The 17,628-nt window shown below is 69.5% G+C and carries 14 protein-coding genes and 1 tRNA gene; 3 read left to right on the plus strand and 12 right to left on the minus strand.

What is annotated here, in order from left to right; genetic code table 11:
• Positions 1–114 precede the first annotated feature (114 nt).
• The 5 genes from AC3QL2_RS08985 to AC3QL2_RS09005 all read right to left on the minus strand — a co-directional run bounded on the left by AC3QL2_RS08985 (position 115) and on the right by AC3QL2_RS09005 (position 7,120).
• On the minus strand, positions 115–783 hold the full coding sequence (locus AC3QL2_RS08985; RefSeq protein ID WP_493233190.1) for an RluA family pseudouridine synthase: 669 nt from the start codon (positions 781–783) through the stop codon (positions 115–117).
• Positions 774–2,951 (minus strand): UvrD-helicase domain-containing protein, encoded by a 2,178-nt coding sequence (locus tag AC3QL2_RS08990; RefSeq protein WP_493233191.1) that lies wholly within the window; start codon positions 2,949–2,951, stop codon positions 774–776. The genes AC3QL2_RS08985 and AC3QL2_RS08990 overlap by 10 nt, the downstream gene beginning before the upstream one ends.
• 83 nt (positions 2,952–3,034) lie before the next feature.
• Positions 3,035–3,111 (minus strand) — tRNA-Val (locus tag AC3QL2_RS08995).
• A 155-nt stretch (positions 3,112–3,266) separates the two neighbouring features.
• On the minus strand, positions 3,267–5,702 hold the full coding sequence (locus AC3QL2_RS09000; RefSeq protein WP_493233192.1) for a two-component system response regulator: 2,436 nt from the start codon (positions 5,700–5,702) through the stop codon (positions 3,267–3,269).
• A complete protein-coding gene (locus AC3QL2_RS09005) occupies positions 5,699–7,120 on the minus strand; it encodes a sensor histidine kinase (protein WP_493233193.1) in 1,422 nt (473 codons plus the stop codon). Before AC3QL2_RS09005 ends, AC3QL2_RS09000 begins: the two co-directional genes overlap by 4 nt.
• A 106-nt stretch (positions 7,121–7,226) precedes the next feature.
• On the opposite strand from AC3QL2_RS09005, the gene AC3QL2_RS09010 reads away from it, so the two are divergent.
• Entirely contained in the window at positions 7,227–7,556 is a 330-nt protein-coding gene (locus tag AC3QL2_RS09010) for a YnfA family protein (RefSeq protein WP_493233194.1), read from the plus strand.
• Between the two features lie 51 nt (positions 7,557–7,607).
• Here the strand turns inward: AC3QL2_RS09010 and AC3QL2_RS09015 are convergent, their stop codons facing one another.
• Positions 7,608–11,021, minus strand: coding sequence for an ATP-binding protein (locus AC3QL2_RS09015; protein ID WP_493233195.1), 3,414 nt, complete (start codon positions 11,019–11,021; stop codon positions 7,608–7,610).
• 149 nt (positions 11,022–11,170) lie between these two features.
• Here AC3QL2_RS09015 and AC3QL2_RS09020 point away from each other — a divergent pair, with 149 nt between their 5' ends.
• The gene (locus AC3QL2_RS09020) at positions 11,171–12,112 is read left to right on the plus strand and encodes a zinc dependent phospholipase C family protein (RefSeq protein ID WP_493233196.1); all 942 of its coding nucleotides are present in this window, start codon (positions 11,171–11,173) and stop codon (positions 12,110–12,112) included.
• On the opposite strand, the gene fumC is transcribed toward AC3QL2_RS09020, so the two are convergent.
• The 3 genes from fumC to AC3QL2_RS09035 all read right to left on the minus strand — a co-directional run bounded on the left by fumC (position 12,052) and on the right by AC3QL2_RS09035 (position 15,156).
• Entirely contained in the window at positions 12,052–13,443 is a 1,392-nt protein-coding gene (gene fumC / locus AC3QL2_RS09025) for a class II fumarate hydratase (protein WP_493233197.1), read from the minus strand. The two genes, AC3QL2_RS09020 and fumC, sit on opposite strands and share 61 nt — an antisense overlap.
• 75 nt (positions 13,444–13,518) lie before the next feature.
• Positions 13,519–14,043, minus strand: a complete 525-nt coding sequence (locus tag AC3QL2_RS09030) for a phosphatase PAP2 family protein (RefSeq protein WP_493233198.1) — start codon at positions 14,041–14,043, stop codon at positions 13,519–13,521.
• A 3-nt stretch (positions 14,044–14,046) separates the two neighbouring features.
• Entirely contained in the window at positions 14,047–15,156 is a 1,110-nt protein-coding gene (locus tag AC3QL2_RS09035; RefSeq protein ID WP_493240377.1) for a glycosyltransferase family 4 protein, read from the minus strand.
• Between the two features lie 244 nt (positions 15,157–15,400).
• Between AC3QL2_RS09035 and AC3QL2_RS09040 the strand changes: the two genes are divergently transcribed.
• Positions 15,401–15,862, plus strand: a complete 462-nt coding sequence (locus AC3QL2_RS09040; protein ID WP_493233200.1) for a ribonuclease HI family protein — start codon at positions 15,401–15,403, stop codon at positions 15,860–15,862.
• Here the strand turns inward: AC3QL2_RS09040 and AC3QL2_RS09045 are convergent.
• Genes AC3QL2_RS09045 through rapZ form a run of 3 tightly spaced genes read right to left on the minus strand, consistent with a single transcriptional unit; the run spans position 15,840 to position 17,618 of the window.
• A complete protein-coding gene (locus AC3QL2_RS09045; protein WP_493233201.1) occupies positions 15,840–16,394 on the minus strand; it encodes a Gx transporter family protein in 555 nt (184 codons plus the stop codon). The two genes, AC3QL2_RS09040 and AC3QL2_RS09045, sit on opposite strands and share 23 nt — an antisense overlap.
• Positions 16,375–16,782: a NusG domain II-containing protein gene (locus AC3QL2_RS09050; protein WP_493233202.1), complete on the minus strand. Its 408-nt coding sequence runs from the start codon at positions 16,780–16,782 to the stop codon at positions 16,375–16,377. Before AC3QL2_RS09050 ends, AC3QL2_RS09045 begins: the two co-directional genes overlap by 20 nt.
• The gene (rapZ, locus tag AC3QL2_RS09055; protein WP_493233203.1) at positions 16,779–17,618 is read right to left on the minus strand and encodes an RNase adapter RapZ; all 840 of its coding nucleotides are present in this window, start codon (positions 17,616–17,618) and stop codon (positions 16,779–16,781) included. Before rapZ ends, AC3QL2_RS09050 begins: the two co-directional genes overlap by 4 nt.
• Positions 17,619–17,628: the final 10 nt, after the last annotated feature.

Below are 17,628 nucleotides of genomic sequence, written 5' to 3' on the forward strand. Positions count from 1 at the left end.
CCAATGCACGGAAAAACGGCCCCGCGCCAGACCGGCGAGAGTGCTAGCCCCCCCTCCCTGCTTCAAGTGAACTTTTGAAACAGCATGTGTCGGACCGGCCGGCGGGGAATGGGTTCAAAACGGCACCACGCTGTCGAAGCCCAGCGGCACGCGCCGTAGCGGGTGAATCAACGTGATGGCAGCGGCGTGCAGGTGCAGGCGGTGGTGGCGCTCGGCGCTGGCCGGCGGCGCGTAGAGGGGGTCGCCGAGGATGGGATGGCCGAGGGACTGGAGATGCACGCGCAGCTGGTGGGTGCGGCCGGTGACCGGTTTCAGCTCGACGCGGGTGACGGCGTCCGGCCCGGCGCCACGGCGTTCGACGACCCGGTAACGGGTCAGCGCGCGGCGGCCGTGCTGCCGGTCGACGATCTGCTGCGGATTGCGCTGCGGGTCGGCGGCCAGCGGCAGGTCGATCTCTCCGGCATCCGGCCCTATGTGCCCATGCACCAGCGCTTCGTAGCGCTTGCCGACGATGCGCTGCTCGAAGGCGAGGTTCAGGCGGCGCTGCATCTCGGCGCCGCGGGCCAGCAGGATCAGGCCCGACGTCGCCATGTCGAGGCGGTGCACCGCCAGCGCATCGGCGAACAGCGCCTGTACGCGGGCCACCAGGCAGTCCTGCCGGTCCTCGCCGCGGGCCGGTATGGTCAGCAGGCCGGACGGCTTGTCGGCGACGATCAGCGCGTCGTCGGCATGCACGATGACGACGCCCGGCGCCAGCGCCAGATCCGCGTCCTTCAGCTCCATTGGCCGCTGGCCAGCTGGTGGCGGCCGCGCAGCACCGCCTTGTCGATGCGCATCGCCTTCACGTAGCGGCTGACCCGCTCGGCCGCCTCCGGCACGTAGAGGTGCAGTTCGTCGCGCGCGCGGGTCGCCGCCACGTAGAAGCGGTTGCTCTCCTCCTGGGCGTCGCTGCCGGCCAGCGGGAAGGCGCCTTCTTCCAGAAAGGGCAGCAGCACGGCGTCGAACTCCTGGCCCTTGGCCGCCTCGACGGAGCACAGCAGCACAGTGTCGGACTTGCGCAGGCGCTCGGCCTTGGTCTCCGCCTTGTGCAGCCAGCGGGCGAAATCGCGCAGCGGCAGGTTCTGGCGGCGCGCCACGTCGATGAAGCCGTCGATGGAGCGGGCCACCAGTGCCGCAGTGGCCGGCGCCAGGAACAGGCGGCGGGCCACGCCCTTGAGGTCGAGCAACGTCACCGCCTGTTCGAGCAGCGTGGCGGCCGGCGTATCCGGCGGCGCGGCGCGCAAGGCGGCCAGCGTGAGGCCGAGGCGCTCGCGGGCGCTGCGCTGGGCCGGGCTTTCATCGACGCTCGTCGCCTCCGCCTCGCGCAAGTGCTGCAGCGCATTGGCCTCGTGGTGCTGGCCGCTCTGGCGCAGGGCCTTCAGCTTGTCGAGGAAGCGGAATTCCTCCTGCAGCTGGGCCTCGCCCGATTTGCCGGCGGCGCGCTTGTCGGCGCGGGTCTGCGGCTTGAGCAGCGTGCCGTTGAGAAAGTCCTCGAACAGCGAGGGCTGGGCGGCAGCAGTCTTCAGCGCCTCGTCATCGAGGCGTTCGGCGCCCCATTCGAACTGCTGCCATTGCAGCAGGGCCTGCAGCACCTGTAGGCGCTTGTCGACGCCGGGGATGGAGTCGTAGTCCTGCAGCGCAAAGGCGATGACGCCGCGCAGCATCAGCACCTCGGAGCGCAGCAGATAGCTCGCCAGGCCCTCCATGCGCCAGCCGATGCCGGCCTCCAGCAGCGCGTTCTCGATCGGGATGGACTGGTAGGGCGCGCGCAGGATCACCGCGCAGGCGGCCGGCCGGCCGCCGCGCCGCTTCCAGTCGGCCAGGTCCGCCGCCACCTGCGCGGCGACGGCCCGGTGGTCGGCACAGGGCTGCACGCGCAGCACCGTCTCGTGCTCGCGGCCGGAATCCACCACCTTGTTCTTCAATGCCGCGGTGGCCGCCGCCAGCGGCGGACCGTAACGGTAGCTGCAGGTCAGCGGCAGGCGCACGACGCCGGGCCAGCCCTGGCCGAAGCGGGTATGCAGGAAATCGGTGCCGGCGCCGGCCCAGCGGTGGATCACCTGGTCGAAGTCGCCGGCGCCGGTGAAGAAGGCCTTGCCGCGCATCAGCAGCGCTTCCAGCACCGCGTAGCTGGCCGGGTTCATGTCCTGCAGCTCATCTACCACGACGATGCGGTAGGCCGGCAGCTCGATCGGGCGATCCACGTCGCTCAGGCGGCGGGCCAGGTCGTAGGTCGCGTCGAACTCGGCGCGCCAGCGCGGCACATCGTCAGGGCCGGCACGCCAGGCTTCCAGCGCGCCATGCAGCAGGAAGGCAGCGAGGGGGATGCCGCAGCGCTCGGCGCAGTCCTCGGCGCTCTCCTCCTCGCCGCCTCCTGGCACCACTAGGCTCGCCTTGAGGCGGCGCGACAGCTCGAGGAATTCGAAGATCGGTTCGTTGTGCTCGGGCAACCATAGCTCGCGCGGATGGCGCCTCTCCTCGTTTTCGGCCCGCAAGTGCCCCGCCGCGATGCGCACCTGCGGCGCCAGGGCTTCCGGCGTGTCGAGCCGCGGCGCCTCCGCGCCTTCGGCCTTCAGCAGCACCTGGCGGGCGAATTCGTCGAAGCTCAGGCATTTGACGCGCCGCGCGCTGCGCTCGTCCACGCCGATGTCCACCAGGCGGGCCTGCAGCACCCGCGCCGCCTCTTCGGAAAACGTCAGCGCCAGGATGCTCTCCGGCCACACGCCGCGTTTGATCGACTCGGCGATGCGCAGGGCCAGCGTGGTGGTCTTGGCCGCACCGGCGTTGGCCATGGCGATCACGTAGCGCGCGCGGCAGGTCTGGATCTCGCGCTGTTCAGCGGTGGGCACGATGCCGACGGGCACGAACTGGGGCGCGGAAGGCGGGCTCGGCGAAGTCGAAGTACGGGTCATGGCGAATCGTCGGCAGGGCCGCAGCGGAGACGGAACCGGACTGTAACGGGGAGCGTGAGCGGGGGGAAGTTGCTGGGAAGGATTGGTGCGTCCTGACGGAGTCGAACCGCCGACCTCCACGATGTCAACGTGGCGCTCTAACCAACTGAGCTAAGGACGCATACCCGGGCAATGACTGCCTGTGCGCGGCGCTGATGGCTTTGCACTGGGGAAGGGCGCGCATTATAGCCGTCAAACGTCGCTTTGCAAGCATTCCGCCGCATTTTTTTGCGGCGGGGCTCGCGTACGGGTGGCGGTGCGCGCCAGCGACGGGATTCAGTCCTTGCCGGCCAGCAGGTCGAGCAATTGTGGATGGGGTACCGGGCGGCTGAACAGGTAGCCCTGGCCGCCGCCGCAGCCGAGTTCCAGCAACAGCGTGGCCTGCTCGGGCCGCTCGATGCCCTCGACGATGATCTCCATGCCGAGGGAGCCGGCGAGGGCCACGATGGCCTCGATCATCGCCATGCCTTCCCGCTTTTCGGGGAGGTGGACGATGAAGGAGCGGTCGATCTTGATGCGGTCGATGGGCAGGTCGCGCAGCACGCTGAGGGACGAATAGCCGGTGCCAAAATCGTCGATGCTCACCGCGATGCCGTGCTGGCGGAGGGCAGCGAGGATCTCCATGCTGCGCTCCATCGCCTGCAGTGTGCTCTCGGTGATCTCGAGCTCCAGCGCCGAGGCCGGGAAGCCGGTCCGCTCCAGCGTGGCCAGCACGCTGGCGATGAAGTCCTCGCGCATGAATTCCCGCGCCGACACATTGACGGCCAGGCGCAGCTGCTCGCCGCCGGGCTGGCACAGGCCCGCCACCTCGCGGCAGGCCCGCTCCAGCACCCAGCGCCCGAGGCTGTCGATGACGCCGCTCTCCTCGGCCACCGGGATGAAGCGCACCGGCGGAATCATGCCGTGCTGCGGGTGGTTCCAGCGCACCAGCGCCTCGACGCCGACGATGCGCCCGTCGGCCAGCTCCACCTGCGGCTGGTAGTGGAGCAGCAGCTGGTCTTCCTCGATGGCGCGGCGCAGGCCCTGCTCCAGGTTCAGGCGCTCGTTGCTGCGCTCCGCCATTTCCGGAGAATAGAACTGGTAGCGGTTGCGCCCCGCCGCCTTGGCCGAATACATCGCGATGTCGGCGGCCCGCATCAGCGCGTGGCGGTCGCAACCATCCTCCGGATAGACGGCGATGCCGATGCTGCCCGACACGGTGATGTTGTCCCGGCCGAGGCGGATCGGCGCACTGACGGTCTGCAGGATCTTGCTGGCCAGCTCGGCGGCGTACTCGGGGCTGCTGCAGCCGGTGAGCACCACGAACTCGTCGCCGCCTAACCGGGCGATGGTGTCGGTGCCGCGCAGCGCGCCGCGCAGGCGGCCGGCGACGATGCGCAGCAGCTCGTCGCCAACCACGTGCCCGAGGGTGTCGTTCACCACCTTGAAGCTGTCCAGATCGAGAAACAGCAGCAAGCAGTGCTGCTGGCTCCGCCGCGCCTGCTCGATGACCTGCTCGATGCGGTCATCGAAGAGCAGGCGGTTGGGCAGGCCGGTGAGCGGGTCGTGATGGGCCAGGTGATGCAGCTTCTCCTCGACGACATGCATCTCGCTGACGTCGGAAAAGGCGATCACGTAATTGCCGACCTGGGCCTGGGCATCGCGCACCACGCTGAGGCTCTGCCAGGCCGGAAAGGCTTCGCCGCCGCGCCGGCGGCAAGTCACCTCACCCTGCCAGTAGCCGTCCGGATTGGCCGCCAGCTCGGCGAAGAAGGCTGCATTGCCCTGCTCGCCGCGCTGGATGCGGAGCAGCACATCCACGTCGAAGCCTCGCGCCTCGGCCTCGTTGTAGCCGGTGATCCGCGTGAAGGCGGGATTGACGGCGCACACGCGCCGCTCCCGGTCGGCGATCAGGATCGCCTCGGCGGCGGTGTGGAAGACCACGCTCGACTGGCGCAGGCGTTCTTCGGTCTTGTGCCTCTCGGTCACGTCCTGCAGCACGCCAACCACCCGGCGCGCCGGCCGCGACGCGTGGGCTTTCACGTGGGCCTCGATGTAGTGGGCCTCGCCGTTGTCGCGGGCGGTGCGGAACTCGATGCGCCGCGCGTCCTCGCTGAGCAGGGCGGCCTTCAGGCCGGCGGCGACCCGTTCGCGGTCGTCGGGGCTGACGCGGGCCAGGAAGGACGCCTCCCGGTCCCCCTCCGTGACCAGGCTGCCCTCGCCGAACAGGGCACTGGGGCAGCCGTCGCCCTGGATGCGGTGCTGCGCGGGTTGCCATTCGAACACACCCAGCGCCGCCGCTTCCAGCGCCAGCTTGAGACGCAGCTCGCTGCGCTCCACCGCCACCTCCACTTCCCGGCGGGCCAGCGCCATCTGGATCGAGGCATGCAGTTCGCGCACATCCCAGGGCTTCACCAGGTAGCCGAAAGGCCTGCTATCGAGGGCCCGGCGCAGGGTGTCGTCCTCGGCGAAGGCGGTCAGGTAGATCACCGGGATCCGGTGGCGGGCCTGGATCTCGGTGGCGGCCTCGACGCCGTCCATGTCTCCTTCCAGGTGGATGTCCATCAACACCAGGTCGGGTGCCACGTCGGCCACCTGGCTGACCGCCTGCTCACCGCTCCCGACCATGGCGCCCACGCGGTAGCCGAGGGCCTGCAGCTGGTTCTTGAGGTCGAAGGCGACGACACGCTCGTCTTCGACGAGCATCAGATTGATCGGCTTCTCGGCAATCATCGGGATCTCCGGGTCGGCAGGGCCAGCGGAAAGCGTAGCGCGAAACGGGCGCCCTTTCCGCTCTCGACGGTAAAGCGGCCGCGCAACTGGTCCACCAGCAGTGGAACCAGTTGGAGGCCGAGGGATGTCACGCTGGCGAGGTCGAAGCCCTCGGGCAGACCGACGCCATCGTCGCTCACCGCCAGGTCGAGCTCCGCGCCCACCGCCTTCAGCTCGATCTGCACCGCGCCGCTGCGCACGGCCGGGAACGCGTGCTTGAAGGCATTGGTGACCAGCTCATTGACGATAAGACCGCAGGGCACCGCACGCTCCAGGTCAAGGAACTGCGCCTCGCCCGGCAGCACGCAGCGCAGCGCGATGCGGGCGCTGTCCTCCCGGTAGCTGCTGAGCAGCAACTGAGTGAGGCGGTCGAGGTATTCGCCCAGGTCGATGCGCGAGAAATCCTTGCGCTCGTACAGCAGCTGATGGGTCAGGGCCATCGCCCGCACGCGGCTCTGGCTCTCCGCCAGGATGTTGCGCAGGCGCGGATCGGTGGCATGGGTGGATTGCAGATTGAGCAAGCTGGAGATGACCTGCAGGTTGTTCTTGACCCGGTGGTGCACCTCGTTGAGCAGCACGGTCTTTTCCTGCAGTGCGCTCTCCAGCGTCTGCTGCACGCGGCGCCTCTCGGTGATGTCCACGATGGAGGCCAGCACCATCGGCCCTTCGTCGGTATCGATGGGATTGAGGCCGATTTCCACCGGGAACTCGCTGCCGTCGGCGCGCCGCGCGAACAGGTCGCGGCCGACGCCCATCGGCCGCGCCAGCGGCGTGTGGAAGAAGCCGTTGCGGAAGTGCTGGTGCTCGCTGCGCAGGCGCTCGGGCACCAGAATCTCCACCGCTTCGCCGATCAGCGCCTCGCGGGGATAGCCGAACAGCTGCTCGGTCTGCGCATTGACCAGCACGATGCGGCCGCCCCGGTCCACCATCACCATCGCGCTCGGCGCAAACTCGACGACGCGCCGGAAGCGTTCCTCCTGGCGCTTGCGCTCGGTGATGTCCACCACCGCCGCCAGCACCATGAAGCTGCCGCCGGCCTCGATGGGCGTCAGGCCGATCTCCACCGGGAACTCGCTGCCATCCCGCCGCCGCGCGAACAGATCGCGCCCGCTGCCCATCGGCCGCGAGTGCGGATCGGCAAAGAAACTGGCCCGGTAGGCCGGATGATGGCCCGCCATGCGGGCCGGCACCAGGCGGTCCACCGACTCGCCCAGCAACTCGTCGCGGCTGTAGCCGAACAGGCGTTCCGCCTGGGCATTGACCAGCACGATGCGGCCTTCGCGATCCACCATCACCATGGCAGTCGGCACCCACTCGACGACCCGGCTGAAGGACGCATCGCCGGCGGGAAAGAGCTCACTACGGGACTTCTCGTTCATGGACGACTCTCCGGTGGGCCGGCCTGCAGGAGTTGGATCGTCGCCGAAGGGCGCGGTTCCGGCTGTGACGGGTTACTCTTGATCCACATTTCTGCCTCCATCCGACATGTCCGAACTCAAGACCCTGGCCCTGTTCACCCTTACCGCGCTGGCCGAGATCCTCGGCTGCTACCTGCCCTGGCTGTGGCTGCGCGAAGGCCGCAGCGCCTGGCTGCTGCTGCCGGCCGCGCTGAGCCTGGCCGCCTTCGCCTGGCTGCTGACCCTTCACCCCACCGCTGCCGGCCGCACCTACGCGGCCTACGGCGGCGTCTACATCGGCGTGGCGCTGCTGTGGCTGTGGGCAGTGGACGGCATCCGCCCGACCCTGTGGGACGCCGTTGGCGGCAGCGTGGCCCTGGCCGGCATGGCCATCATCATGCTCGCGCCGCGTTCATAAGCCACCTGCGGCCCCCGCCTCCGGGGCCAGACTCATGCGCCGCCACGGGCGCTACGGCGTGGCTGCAACCAGGTTGCGGACATGCTTGCGGATCACCCGCACCAGCAGCTCCGGATCCACCGGCTTGGCGATGTGGGCCACCATTCCGGCCTCCAGGCAGCGTGTCCGCTCTTCCTCGAAGGCGTGGGCGGTTTGCCCGATGATCGGCAGCGTGGGGGCCAGCGCATGGATCTCGCGGGTCGCCGCGTAACCATCCATCACCGGCATCTGCACGTCCATCAGCACCAGGTCGAAACCCTCCCCGCCGCACTCGCGCACCCGCTCCAGTGCCTCCTGGCCGTTGCCAGCCAGCGTCACACGGGCACCATCCTCCTGCAGCAAGGCCTCCAGCACCATCTGGTTGACCTCGTTGTCCTCGGCAACCAGCACCCGCAGGCCGGCCAGCCGGGTGCCCGGCAACACCTCTTCGGGCAACAACGGGAGCACCGGAGCCATCTCCCCGGACAGCGGCTTGCAGGGCAGGCGCACCTCGAAGGTGCTGCCACAGCCGGGCTGACTGTCCACCTTGAGCGTGCCACCCATCAGCTCGACCAGCCGGTGCGTGATCGCCAGCCCCAGGCCGGTGCCACCGAAGCGGCGGGTGACCGAGTTGTCGGCCTGCTCGAAGGGAGCGAAGACCTTGGCGATCTCCTCCGGACTCATACCGATGCCGGTATCGCTGACCCGCAGAACCAACTGCCCGTCGGCGAACTCGGCAGCCAGCGTGACGCTGCCCTTCTCAGTGAACTTGATCGCGTTGGACAACAGGTTGAGCAGGATCTGCCCGACCCGCAGCGGATCAGTGATGCAGCGCTCCGGCAACTGGGTAGCCCGGCGGAAGCGCAGCACCAGCCCCTTGACCTGGGCCCGCCCCTCCATCAGGGCCAGGCTCTCGCCGATGACGCCGGCGAGCTCCACCGGAATCTCCTCGATGCGCAGCTTGCCGGCCTCGATCTTCGAAAAATCGAGGATGTCGTTGATGATGCCCAGCAGCAGCTGGCCAGACGCCACGATGCGCGCAAAAGTGTCCCGTGCCCGGTCACGCCCACGGCTTTCCCGGTAACCGATGTGGGCCAGGCCGAGCACGCCGTTGAGCGGCGTGCGGATCTCATGGCTCATGTTGGCGAGGAACTCGCTCTTCGCCTGGGCCAGGCGCTCGGCTTCGGCGCGGGCCGCCACCAGGTCGGCGGTGCGCTCCTCGACGAGCTCCTCCAGATGGTCGCGGTAACGCGCCAGCTCCTGGTCCTTCACCACCCGCTCGGTGATGTCCTGCAGGATCGCGATACCGCCGACCGGCCCTCCGGCAGCGCCACGCAGCGGCGCGCAGTGCATCGCGATGTTCAGTTCCTTGCCCGCAAAGGTCGTCTGGTAAGGCCCCTCGTATTCGCCGAGACGCCCCTCCAGCGCCGCCTGCAACGCCGGCTGCACACGCCGGTCGCTGAGCTTGCTGCAGTCCACGTGCACCATGTAGTCGTAGGGCACCTGCATGATCTCGGCGAACTGTACGTTGCAGTAGCTGACCTTGAGTTCGCTGTCGTACTGCAGGATGCCCACCGGCGAGAACTGCAGCAGCAAGCGGTAGCGCGCCTCGCTCTCGCGCAGGGCCATTTCGGCCCGCTTGCGGTCGGTGATGTCGGACTGCACCCCCTCCCACAGGATGTCGCCATCCGGCAGGCGCGTCGGGCGCGACAGCACCGACATCCAGCGGAGCTCACCATTCACCTCCACGCGCCCTTCCCAGTCGAAGGGGCCCGGCCTCTCGCGCACGGTGCGGCAGCGCGCCGCGTAGCCGGGATAGTCGTCAGGATGGATCTTCCGCGTGACGCTGCGGGGGTCGGCCAGGATCGTCGCCTCGTCGATACCGATCTGTTCACAGAAGCGCGGGCTCACGTAGATGAAGCTGAAATCACCACCGGCATACACCCGCTGCTTGAAGACGCCTGCCGGCATGCGCTCCACCAGCTTCTCGTATTCGTCCAGAGCCTCCTGCAGGGAAGCCTCTGCCTGCTTGCGCCCGGTAATGTCCTGAGACACACCGTACACACTCACCGGCCGCCCCCCGGCATCCAGGTCCACACCGCCGATGCCGTGGATCCAGCGGATCGCGCCATCCGGCATCACGATCCGGTATTCCTCGTCGAAAGGCTCGCCGCGCTCCATCAGGCCCTCACGGAAGCGCGGCACGACACGGGCACGGTCGTCCGGATGGACGCGCTCGGCCCAGATATCGACGCTCAGTGCGTCCTCGGGCTGCCCGCCAAGCACCCGGCGCAACTGCGCCGAGCTGTAGGCCTCGCCGCTGGACAGGTCGAAGGAAAACACGCCCAGACCGGCCACCTGCTCGGTGGCGCCGAGAACCCGGTCGCGATTGCCCAGGTCGGCGAGGGTCCCTTCCAGGCGCGCATGGCTCTGGCGCAGGTGCTCGGCATTCTGGAACTGGCGCCGGTAGAGCCGGGAGATCAGCACCGCGGAGCCCATCGACACGAGCAGGAAGACCGCGAGCAACTCGACGGAATGACGTACCGACCCCCGCCAGTCGGCCAGGTAATCATCGGTAGCCATGCCGACCACCAGGATGAAGGGTAAGCCCGCCACGCGGCGCAGGGTGTTGAGCCGCTCGATGCCGTCGGAAACGGTGACCGTCCGGTAGCTTGCCTCCGGCCGGCCGCTGGCGACCAGAGCCCGTAGCTCGTCGGACACCTTGGTGCTGCCGATCTCCCCTGCGGGCCCCGGGGCCGGGGGCGCCCGCACGATCAGGCTCAGATCCTCGTAGCGCAGCGTCGCGCCGCCCAGCGCCCCGAACTGCTGCCGCGGCAACAGCCGGTTGAAATGCTCCAGCGGCACCACCGCGGTGACGACGCCGGCGAAGGATCCGTCCCCATGGCGCAGGCGACGCGCAAAGGTGATCACCCAGGTGCCGGTCACCCGGCTCAGTACCGGGCGGCTGACGAACAGGCCACGCTCGGGCTCGGCGCGCAGGACCTTGAAATAATCCCGATCGGACACGTCGATGCCGGCGGCCGAGCCGGTTCGGCTGAACCACCAGCGCGGCCGGCCACTGGCGTCGAAGATGCGGAAGCCGTCGGTTTCGGGCAGCCAGGATTTGTAGCGGGCCAGCAGGGCCAGCACCTCCGCGTTGGACAGGTAGTTGGCGCCCTGGCGCTCGGCCCGCTCGATCTCGTCCGCCAGCGCCAGCAAGGTCACGTCGACGGCCCGGCTGGTGCCGACCAGGCTGTGCTCGACGGCCTCGACCAGGCTGCGCGTCGTCAGGGCCGCCAGCGCCTCCGCCTTGTTGCGGCTCTGGCTCAGGTTGAAGCTTGCCAGCGCGATCGCCGCCACGTTGGTCAGGACCACGGCGACCAACAACAGGCGCTGGAACCGTCCGGGAACGGAAGCAGGAATGAACGCGAAGGACGGCAGTTTCATGAGCAAACCCAAAAAGCGCCGCTACGGACAAGGTTCAAAACGGCGCACCGGCGTCTAACGGCAGGCCCTTGCAAGTCTGAAGGCAGTTGTCACGGCATTGACACCCTGACACCACGCTTTCGTCACAGGCAGCGTGCACATTGTCACGCATGGACACCCTCCCTCTGCGCCCCGCCCGCTGGCGGCTCGCCGCACACATGCTGCTGTGGCTGCCGGCCCTGCTGCTGACCAGTGCCGACGCGCTGGCCTGGGGGCTGTACACCCACGTTTATTTCGCCCAGCTGCTGCTGTGGGCGATCCCCCTCGCCGACCCGGCCCTGCGCCGCCTGGCGCGCCGCCACCCGAAGCTGGTGATGGCCGGCGCCTGCCTGCCCGACGTGGCCCTCACCGCCCGCAGCGCCGGCGCCGAGGCGCTGGCCACCAGCCACCGCTGGCCCCAGCTGCACGCCTTGATGGACGCCGCCCGCGGCGATGCCGAGCAGGCCGCGGTGCTCGGCTACGCCAGCCACCTGATGGCCGACATCATCGCCCACAACCACTTCGTACCCGCCCACGAACGGCTGTGGTTCGAGTCGGAGCTGGCCACCCACGTGGCCGTGGAATGGGCCATGGACCGCCACGTGGCGCCGCAGCTGTTCGCCCGCCCGGCGGACCTGATGCGTAGCGAGCGGGACGTGCTCGCGCCGCTGATGGGGCGCGCCTTCCACTGCCATCCGGACAAGGTCGGCCAGGCCCTGGCGACCCTCACCAAGGGCGAAACCTGGCTGCGCAGCAGCGGCCTGCACGCCGGCCTGTACCATGCCGCGCGCTTCATCGACCGCCGTGTGCAGCGCCGCTTCAACCTCTACCTCGGCCACACCGGCCGCCGCCTCGGCCAGCTCGGCCGCCTGCTGGAGGGCGAGCAGCCCGGCTGGCTGGCCGAAGTCGAACCGCTCGAAGCCCGCGCCAAGCTGATCACCGCACCGCGCCGCCTGCTGCGCGCCTGCCTGCCGCTGCCGGAAGACCTGTTCGTCGCCCAGGCCCACGCGAACTACTGCCCGACCATCGCCTCGGCCCGCACCCACGCGTCGAACTCTTCCGCCGTCACGTAACCCAGCGCCAGCGCCGCCTCGCGCAGCGTGGTGCCGCGATGGTGGGCCAGCTTGGCGATCTCGCTGGCGTGGTCGTAGCCGATGTGCGGGCTCAGCGCCGTCACCAGCATCAGCGAACGCTCCACCAGCTCGGCGATGCGCGGGCGGTTCACATCGATGCCCCGCGCGCAGTGCGCGTCGAAGCTGGCCATGCCGTCCGCCAGCAGGCGCGCGCTGCCGAGGAAGTTGTGGGTGACCAGCGGCTTGAAGACATTCAGCTCGAAGTTGCCGGAGGCGGCGCCAAGGGTCAGCGCCACGTCGTTGCCGAAGACCTGACAGCACAGCATCGTCAGCGCCTCGCACTGGGTCGGATTGACCTTGCCGGGCATGATCGAGCTGCCCGGCTCGTTCTCCGGGATCAGCAGTTCGCCGAGGCCGGAACGGGGCCCCGAGGCCAGCCAGCGCACATCGTTGGCGACCTTCATCAGCGCCGTGGCGAGCTGCTTGAGGGCCCCGTGGGCACCGACCAGCGCATCGTGGCCGGCCAGCGCGGCGAACTTGTCGGGCGCGCTGCGGAAGGCCAGGCCGGTACGCCCGGCCAACTCGGCGGCAACCCGCTCGCCGAAGCCCGGCGGCGCGTTGAGCCCGGTGCCCACCGCAGTGCCGCCGATGGCCAGCGCCTGCAACGCCGGCAGGCTGGCGGCGATAGCCGCTTCCGCCAGGTCGAGCTGGGCCACCCAGCCGCCCATCTCCTGGCCGACGGTCAGCGGCGTGGCGTCCTGCAGATGGGTGCGGCCGATCTTGACGATGTCGGCGAACTCCGCGGCCTTCGCCGCCAGCGTCGCCGACAGCGCGCGCAGCGCCGGCAGCACGCCGTCGGCCAGCACCTGCACGGCCGCCACGTGCATCGCCGTCGGAAAGACGTCGTTGGACGACTGGCCGAGGTTCACATGGTCGTTGGGATGCACCCGCCGCCCCATGCCGCGCTCGCCGCCGAGCAGCTCGGAGGCCCGGTTGGCGAGCACCTCGTTCATGTTCATGTTGGTCTGGGTGCCGGAGCCGGTCTGCCACACGGACAGCGGGAAGGCGTCGGGATGATCGCCGCCCAGCACCTCGTCGGCCGCAGCGACGATGGCCGCCGCCTTGTCCACCGCCAACACGCCGAGCTCGCCATTGACCACCGCGCAGGCGCGCTTGACCTCAGCCAGCGCGGCGATCAGCGCGGCCGGCATGCGTTCGGTGGAGATCGCGAAATGGTGCAGCGAGCGCTGGGTCTGGGCGCCCCACAGGGCGCTGGCGGGAACATCGATGGGACCGAAGGCGTCCCGCTCGGATCGGGTCGGCGTGCTCATGCGCATCTCCTGATTGCCGGGGATGCTTCCAGTCTAGTCCCTCGCCGGCGGCACGGCCGGCAAGCGCAGCCAGGCTTAGAGCAGCGTGATGGCGCCGTAGGCCAGCGTGGCGCCGATCGCGCCGCCGGCCAGCACGTCGCTGGGGTAGTGCAGGCCGAGCACCGGGCGGGACACCGCCACCAGCGCCGCAAAGCCGAACACCGCCGGCGCCAGCGGCGGGAAGTGCTGGGCCAGCACGAGGGAGAAGCTCACCGCGTGCAGCGTGTGGCCGGACGGGAAGCTGAACTTGTCGAGGGGCGAGCCGGCGCACACCACGTCGCTGACCACCTCGAAGGGGCGCGGACGCAGCGTGTGGGTCTTGAGGATCTTGTAGACGATCACCCCGGCCACGCCGGCCGCCAGCATCTGACGCAGCGCCGGCAGGGCCTCGGCGCCGAACAGCGCGAACAGGCAGGCCGCCAGCGTGTACCACGCCACGCCGTCGCCGAGCCGGCTGACCGCACGCATCAGGTCGCGCAGCCCGCGGTAACGGGACAGGCGGTTGGAGCGAACCGCCAGGCGGTCGTCGAGCAATTGCAGGCGGGCGGGCAGCACGAACATGGTTTACCTCCGGGCGGCGACGGGGGAACTCAGGATGACCTGGCGCTGCAGGGCGACCAGGCTGTCGACAATGGCGTGCCAGGCCAGGCTGGCCACCCGCTCCCGCGCAGCGAGACGCTGGCGGGCACGCAATTCGGGGGCTTCGGCAAGGGCCACGGCGCCTTCCACGAAGGCCGCCTCATCCCCCGGCGCGGCCAGCCAGCCCTGCACCTGGTGGCTGAGCAGCTCCTGGGCGGCGGCGTCCCGGTAGGCGACCACCGGCAGACCGCTGGCCAGCGCCTCGGCGACCACGTTGCCGTAGGTCTCGGTGAGGCTCGGAAAGAGGAACAGGTCGCCACTGGCGTAGTGCTCGGCCAGCGCCTCGCCGGTCTGCGGGCCGGTGAAGATGGCCCGCGGTTGGCGGCCGCGGATGGCCGCCATCGCCGGGCCGCTGCCGACCATGATCAGGCGGGCCCGCGGCTGGCGGGCCTGGATCGCCTCGAAGGCCTTTTCCAGCAGGGCCAGGTTCTTTTCCGGGGCGATCCGGCCGACATACACCACGGCCAGGTCGTCCGGCGCCAGGCCCCAGCTGTGACGCAGGATGCCGCTACGGCGGACGGGATCGAAAAGCTGGGTATCCACGCCGCGGGACACCACATCCACACGCGGAATGCCCTGCCCGGCCAGCTCGTGGCACAGGGCGCGGGTCGGCACCAGGGTCAGGTCGGCCCGGTTGTGGAACTTGCGCAGGTAGGCGGCGATCGGGCGCTTCAGCCAGCCGACGCCGTAGTGGCCGCTGTAGCGATGGAAATTGGTGTGGAACTCGCTGATCACCGGCAGGTTCAGCTTGCGCGCGGCGGTCAGCGCCGACCAGCCCAGCGGGCCCTCGGTGACCACCTGCACGACGTCCGGGCGCTGGTGCGACCAGCGCCGCAGCAGCACCTTGCGGGCCGGCAGACCGAGCTGCAGGTTGGCGTAGCGCGGCAGCGGAATACCGCGGGACAGCATCTCCTCGACACCGTCGGCTCCGCCATCGACAGCCAGCGAGCCGCCCTCGTGGGCCTGGCGCGGGCGGATCAGGTCCACCCGGTGGCCGGCGGCAACGAGGCCGTCGACCATGCGGCCGGTGGTCATCGCCACTCCGTTGATTTCGGGCGGATAAGTCTCGGTCACCACCGCAACCCGGAGGGAAGTCTGGTGGCTCGTGAGTTCTTGGCAGATAAGTCCGGCGCGGTCCATTTCGCCAGTGTCACGGCGCGATGCTGCACCGGTGTTACGGCGAAGTGATGGGAGGATGACGGGCAGCAGCCTTTCCGCACGGCCCGTTTTACCGCATGCTTGCGCCCCGTCCCGCAGGCGCATCAATCCCCCACACGCGATGGTTCCGACACACTCTCCCCGCACCGAATGGCAGCTCTGGTTCGACGGCTCGGCCTACCCCAATCCGGGGCGGCTGGGGCTGGGGGCGGTCGTGCGCGGCCCGGACGGGCAGCACATCGAACTATCGACCACCGTCCACGGCACGGGGTGCAACAACGAAGCCGAGCTGCTGGCCCTCGAACAGGCCCTGCAGCTGGCCCGGGAAGCGGGCGCCACCCATCTGAGGGTGCGCGGCGACAGCGACTTCGTGGTGCGCCACCTGAACGGCGACGCGCATACCGACATCGTCCGCCTCGGCTGCATCATCGAACGGCTGCAGGCCCAGCTCGAGACCTTCGCCAGCGTCAGCCTGGAATGGGTACCGCGCCACCGCAACCCGGACGCCGACCGCCTGTCGCGGGCCGCCCTGGGCCTGCCGGACAAGCCGGCACCGCGGCCTATTTCGCGGCGGCGGCGCTGACGCCCGGGTCGGCCAGCTCCTCGGACAGCAGGCGGGCGGCGATCAGGCCGTTGGCAAGGCCGAACACCGTCGCCGCCAGCGCGAAGATCGGCACCAGGTAGAACACCCCGTCATGGGGCACCAGCCACACGCGCGCGACCAGCACCTGGCCGCCGATGTGCGCGAAGGCCGCCAGCACGCTCTGGCTGACCGGGCCGAACCAGCGCTTCGGCAGATGCATCGCAACGCCCAGCACGACGAGGCTCATCACGCCTCCGGTCAGGCTCAGGAAGAAGCCCGGCGCCAGGAACTGGCCAAGCAGCAGGCTTCCGACCAGCACCCGCAGCAGCGCCACCCAGGCGGCCTCGCGCCAGCCCCAGCGGGCCAGCACGACCAGCGTGATGATGTTGGCGAGGCCCGGCTTGATGCCCGGCAGCGGCAGCGGAATGGCCGCCTCGGCGACGGTCAGCACGATGGCCGCCGCGGCGTGGCGAGCCACCCGGTGGTCGTCCGCCGTCGGCTTGAGTTCGATCTCAGTAGTTGAGGGAGTCATAGTCGGCATTGCGCCCGGACAGGGACAGGCTGACTTCGTTGGGAGCGCAGATCGCCACCGCGCCGGCGCTGTTCAGCCAGCCCTGGCGCACACAGTACTGGCGCGGGCCGGGGTCGGAGGCGACGCGGGCGCGGCCCGGCTGCACCTCGATGCGGGTGGTGCCGATCGGGCCCGGCACGTCGACGATGCGCGGCGCATGGAGATCCACTTCGGCAAACACACGACCGCCGGCGCGGATGACGGCCTTGTCCGGATGGCCGCCCTGCCACAGCGTCATGGCCGACAGCACGCACACCGCCAGCGCACCGCCGAGGACCAGCAAGTCGCCCGCCCGCAGGTAGGCCGCCCAGGCGGCCAGCCAGCGCTGCAGGGCGACGGCCCGGTTCATTTGAAGGAACGGTGGCGTACCTGCACCCGCACATTGTCCTGGAAGCGCGCGGCCAGCTGCTCGGCGACATACACCGAGCGGTGCTGGCCGCCGGTACAGCCGATGGCAATGGTCAGGTAGCTGCGGTTGTCATTGACGTAGGCCGGCAACCAGGAGGCCACGAAGGCATAGATGTCATCCACCATCTGCCCCACTTCAGGCACTTTTTCGAGAAAGTCGATGACCGGCTGGTCGCGCCCAGTCAGCGGCCGCAGCAGCGGATCGTAGTGGGGGTTGGGCAGGCAGCGCACGTCGAAGACCAGGTCGGCGTCCACCGGAATGCCGTGCTTGAAACCGAAGGACTGGAACAGCACGGCGATCTGGCTACCGGCCTCCAGGTCCATGAAACTCTTGATCCAGTTGCGCAGCGTGTTGGCCGCCAGGTCGCTGGTGTCGATACGCTGGCCCAGCTCGGCGATCAGCGCCAGTTCTTCGCGCTCGCGGGCAATGGCTTCGCCGAGGGTGCTGTAGGCGTCGCCAAGGGGATGGCGGCGGCGGGTCTCGGAGAAGCGCGCGATCAGCACGTCGTCGCGCGCATCGAGGAACAGGAAGCGCAGGTCGTCCACCATGCCGCGCAGCGCCTCGACCTGCTTTGGCAGGGAGGCGATGCCGGCCCCCGAGCGCACGTCGACGGCCACCGCGATGCGCTGGTAACCGGCACCCCGCAGGTGGGACACCAGTTGCGGCAGCAGCGCCGATGGCAGGTTGTCCACCACGTAGTGGCCGCAGTCCTCCATGACATTGAGCGCGACGCTCTTGCCGGAACCGGACAGACCACTGATCAGAACAAGTTGCATGACTTCAGAC

Source organism: Zoogloea sp. GW822-FHT05C07 (assembly GCF_058800215.1).

Coding starts and splice junctions, on each gene's coding strand:
- AC3QL2_RS08985 (WP_493233190.1), bottom strand. CDS start 783: ATGGAGCTGAAGGACGCGGATCTGGCGCTGGCGCCGGGCGTCGTCATC.
- AC3QL2_RS08990 (WP_493233191.1), bottom strand. CDS start 2,951: ATGACCCGTACTTCGACTTCGCCGAGCCCGCCTTCCGCGCCCCAGTTC.
- AC3QL2_RS09000 (WP_493233192.1), bottom strand. CDS start 5,702: ATGATTGCCGAGAAGCCGATCAATCTGATGCTCGTCGAAGACGAGCGT.
- AC3QL2_RS09005 (WP_493233193.1), bottom strand. CDS start 7,120: ATGAACGAGAAGTCCCGTAGTGAGCTCTTTCCCGCCGGCGATGCGTCC.
- AC3QL2_RS09010 (WP_493233194.1), top strand. CDS start 7,227: ATGTCCGAACTCAAGACCCTGGCCCTGTTCACCCTTACCGCGCTGGCC.
- AC3QL2_RS09015 (WP_493233195.1), bottom strand. CDS start 11,021: ATGAAACTGCCGTCCTTCGCGTTCATTCCTGCTTCCGTTCCCGGACGG.
- AC3QL2_RS09020 (WP_493233196.1), top strand. CDS start 11,171: ATGGACACCCTCCCTCTGCGCCCCGCCCGCTGGCGGCTCGCCGCACAC.
- fumC (WP_493233197.1), bottom strand. CDS start 13,443: ATGAGCACGCCGACCCGATCCGAGCGGGACGCCTTCGGTCCCATCGAT.
- AC3QL2_RS09030 (WP_493233198.1), bottom strand. CDS start 14,043: ATGTTCGTGCTGCCCGCCCGCCTGCAATTGCTCGACGACCGCCTGGCG.
- AC3QL2_RS09035 (WP_493240377.1), bottom strand. CDS start 15,156: ATGACCACCGGCCGCATGGTCGACGGCCTCGTTGCCGCCGGCCACCGG.
- AC3QL2_RS09040 (WP_493233200.1), top strand. CDS start 15,401: ATGGTTCCGACACACTCTCCCCGCACCGAATGGCAGCTCTGGTTCGAC.
- AC3QL2_RS09045 (WP_493233201.1), bottom strand. CDS start 16,394: ATGACTCCCTCAACTACTGAGATCGAACTCAAGCCGACGGCGGACGAC.
- AC3QL2_RS09050 (WP_493233202.1), bottom strand. CDS start 16,782: ATGAACCGGGCCGTCGCCCTGCAGCGCTGGCTGGCCGCCTGGGCGGCC.
- rapZ (WP_493233203.1), bottom strand. CDS start 17,618: ATGCAACTTGTTCTGATCAGTGGTCTGTCCGGTTCCGGCAAGAGCGTC.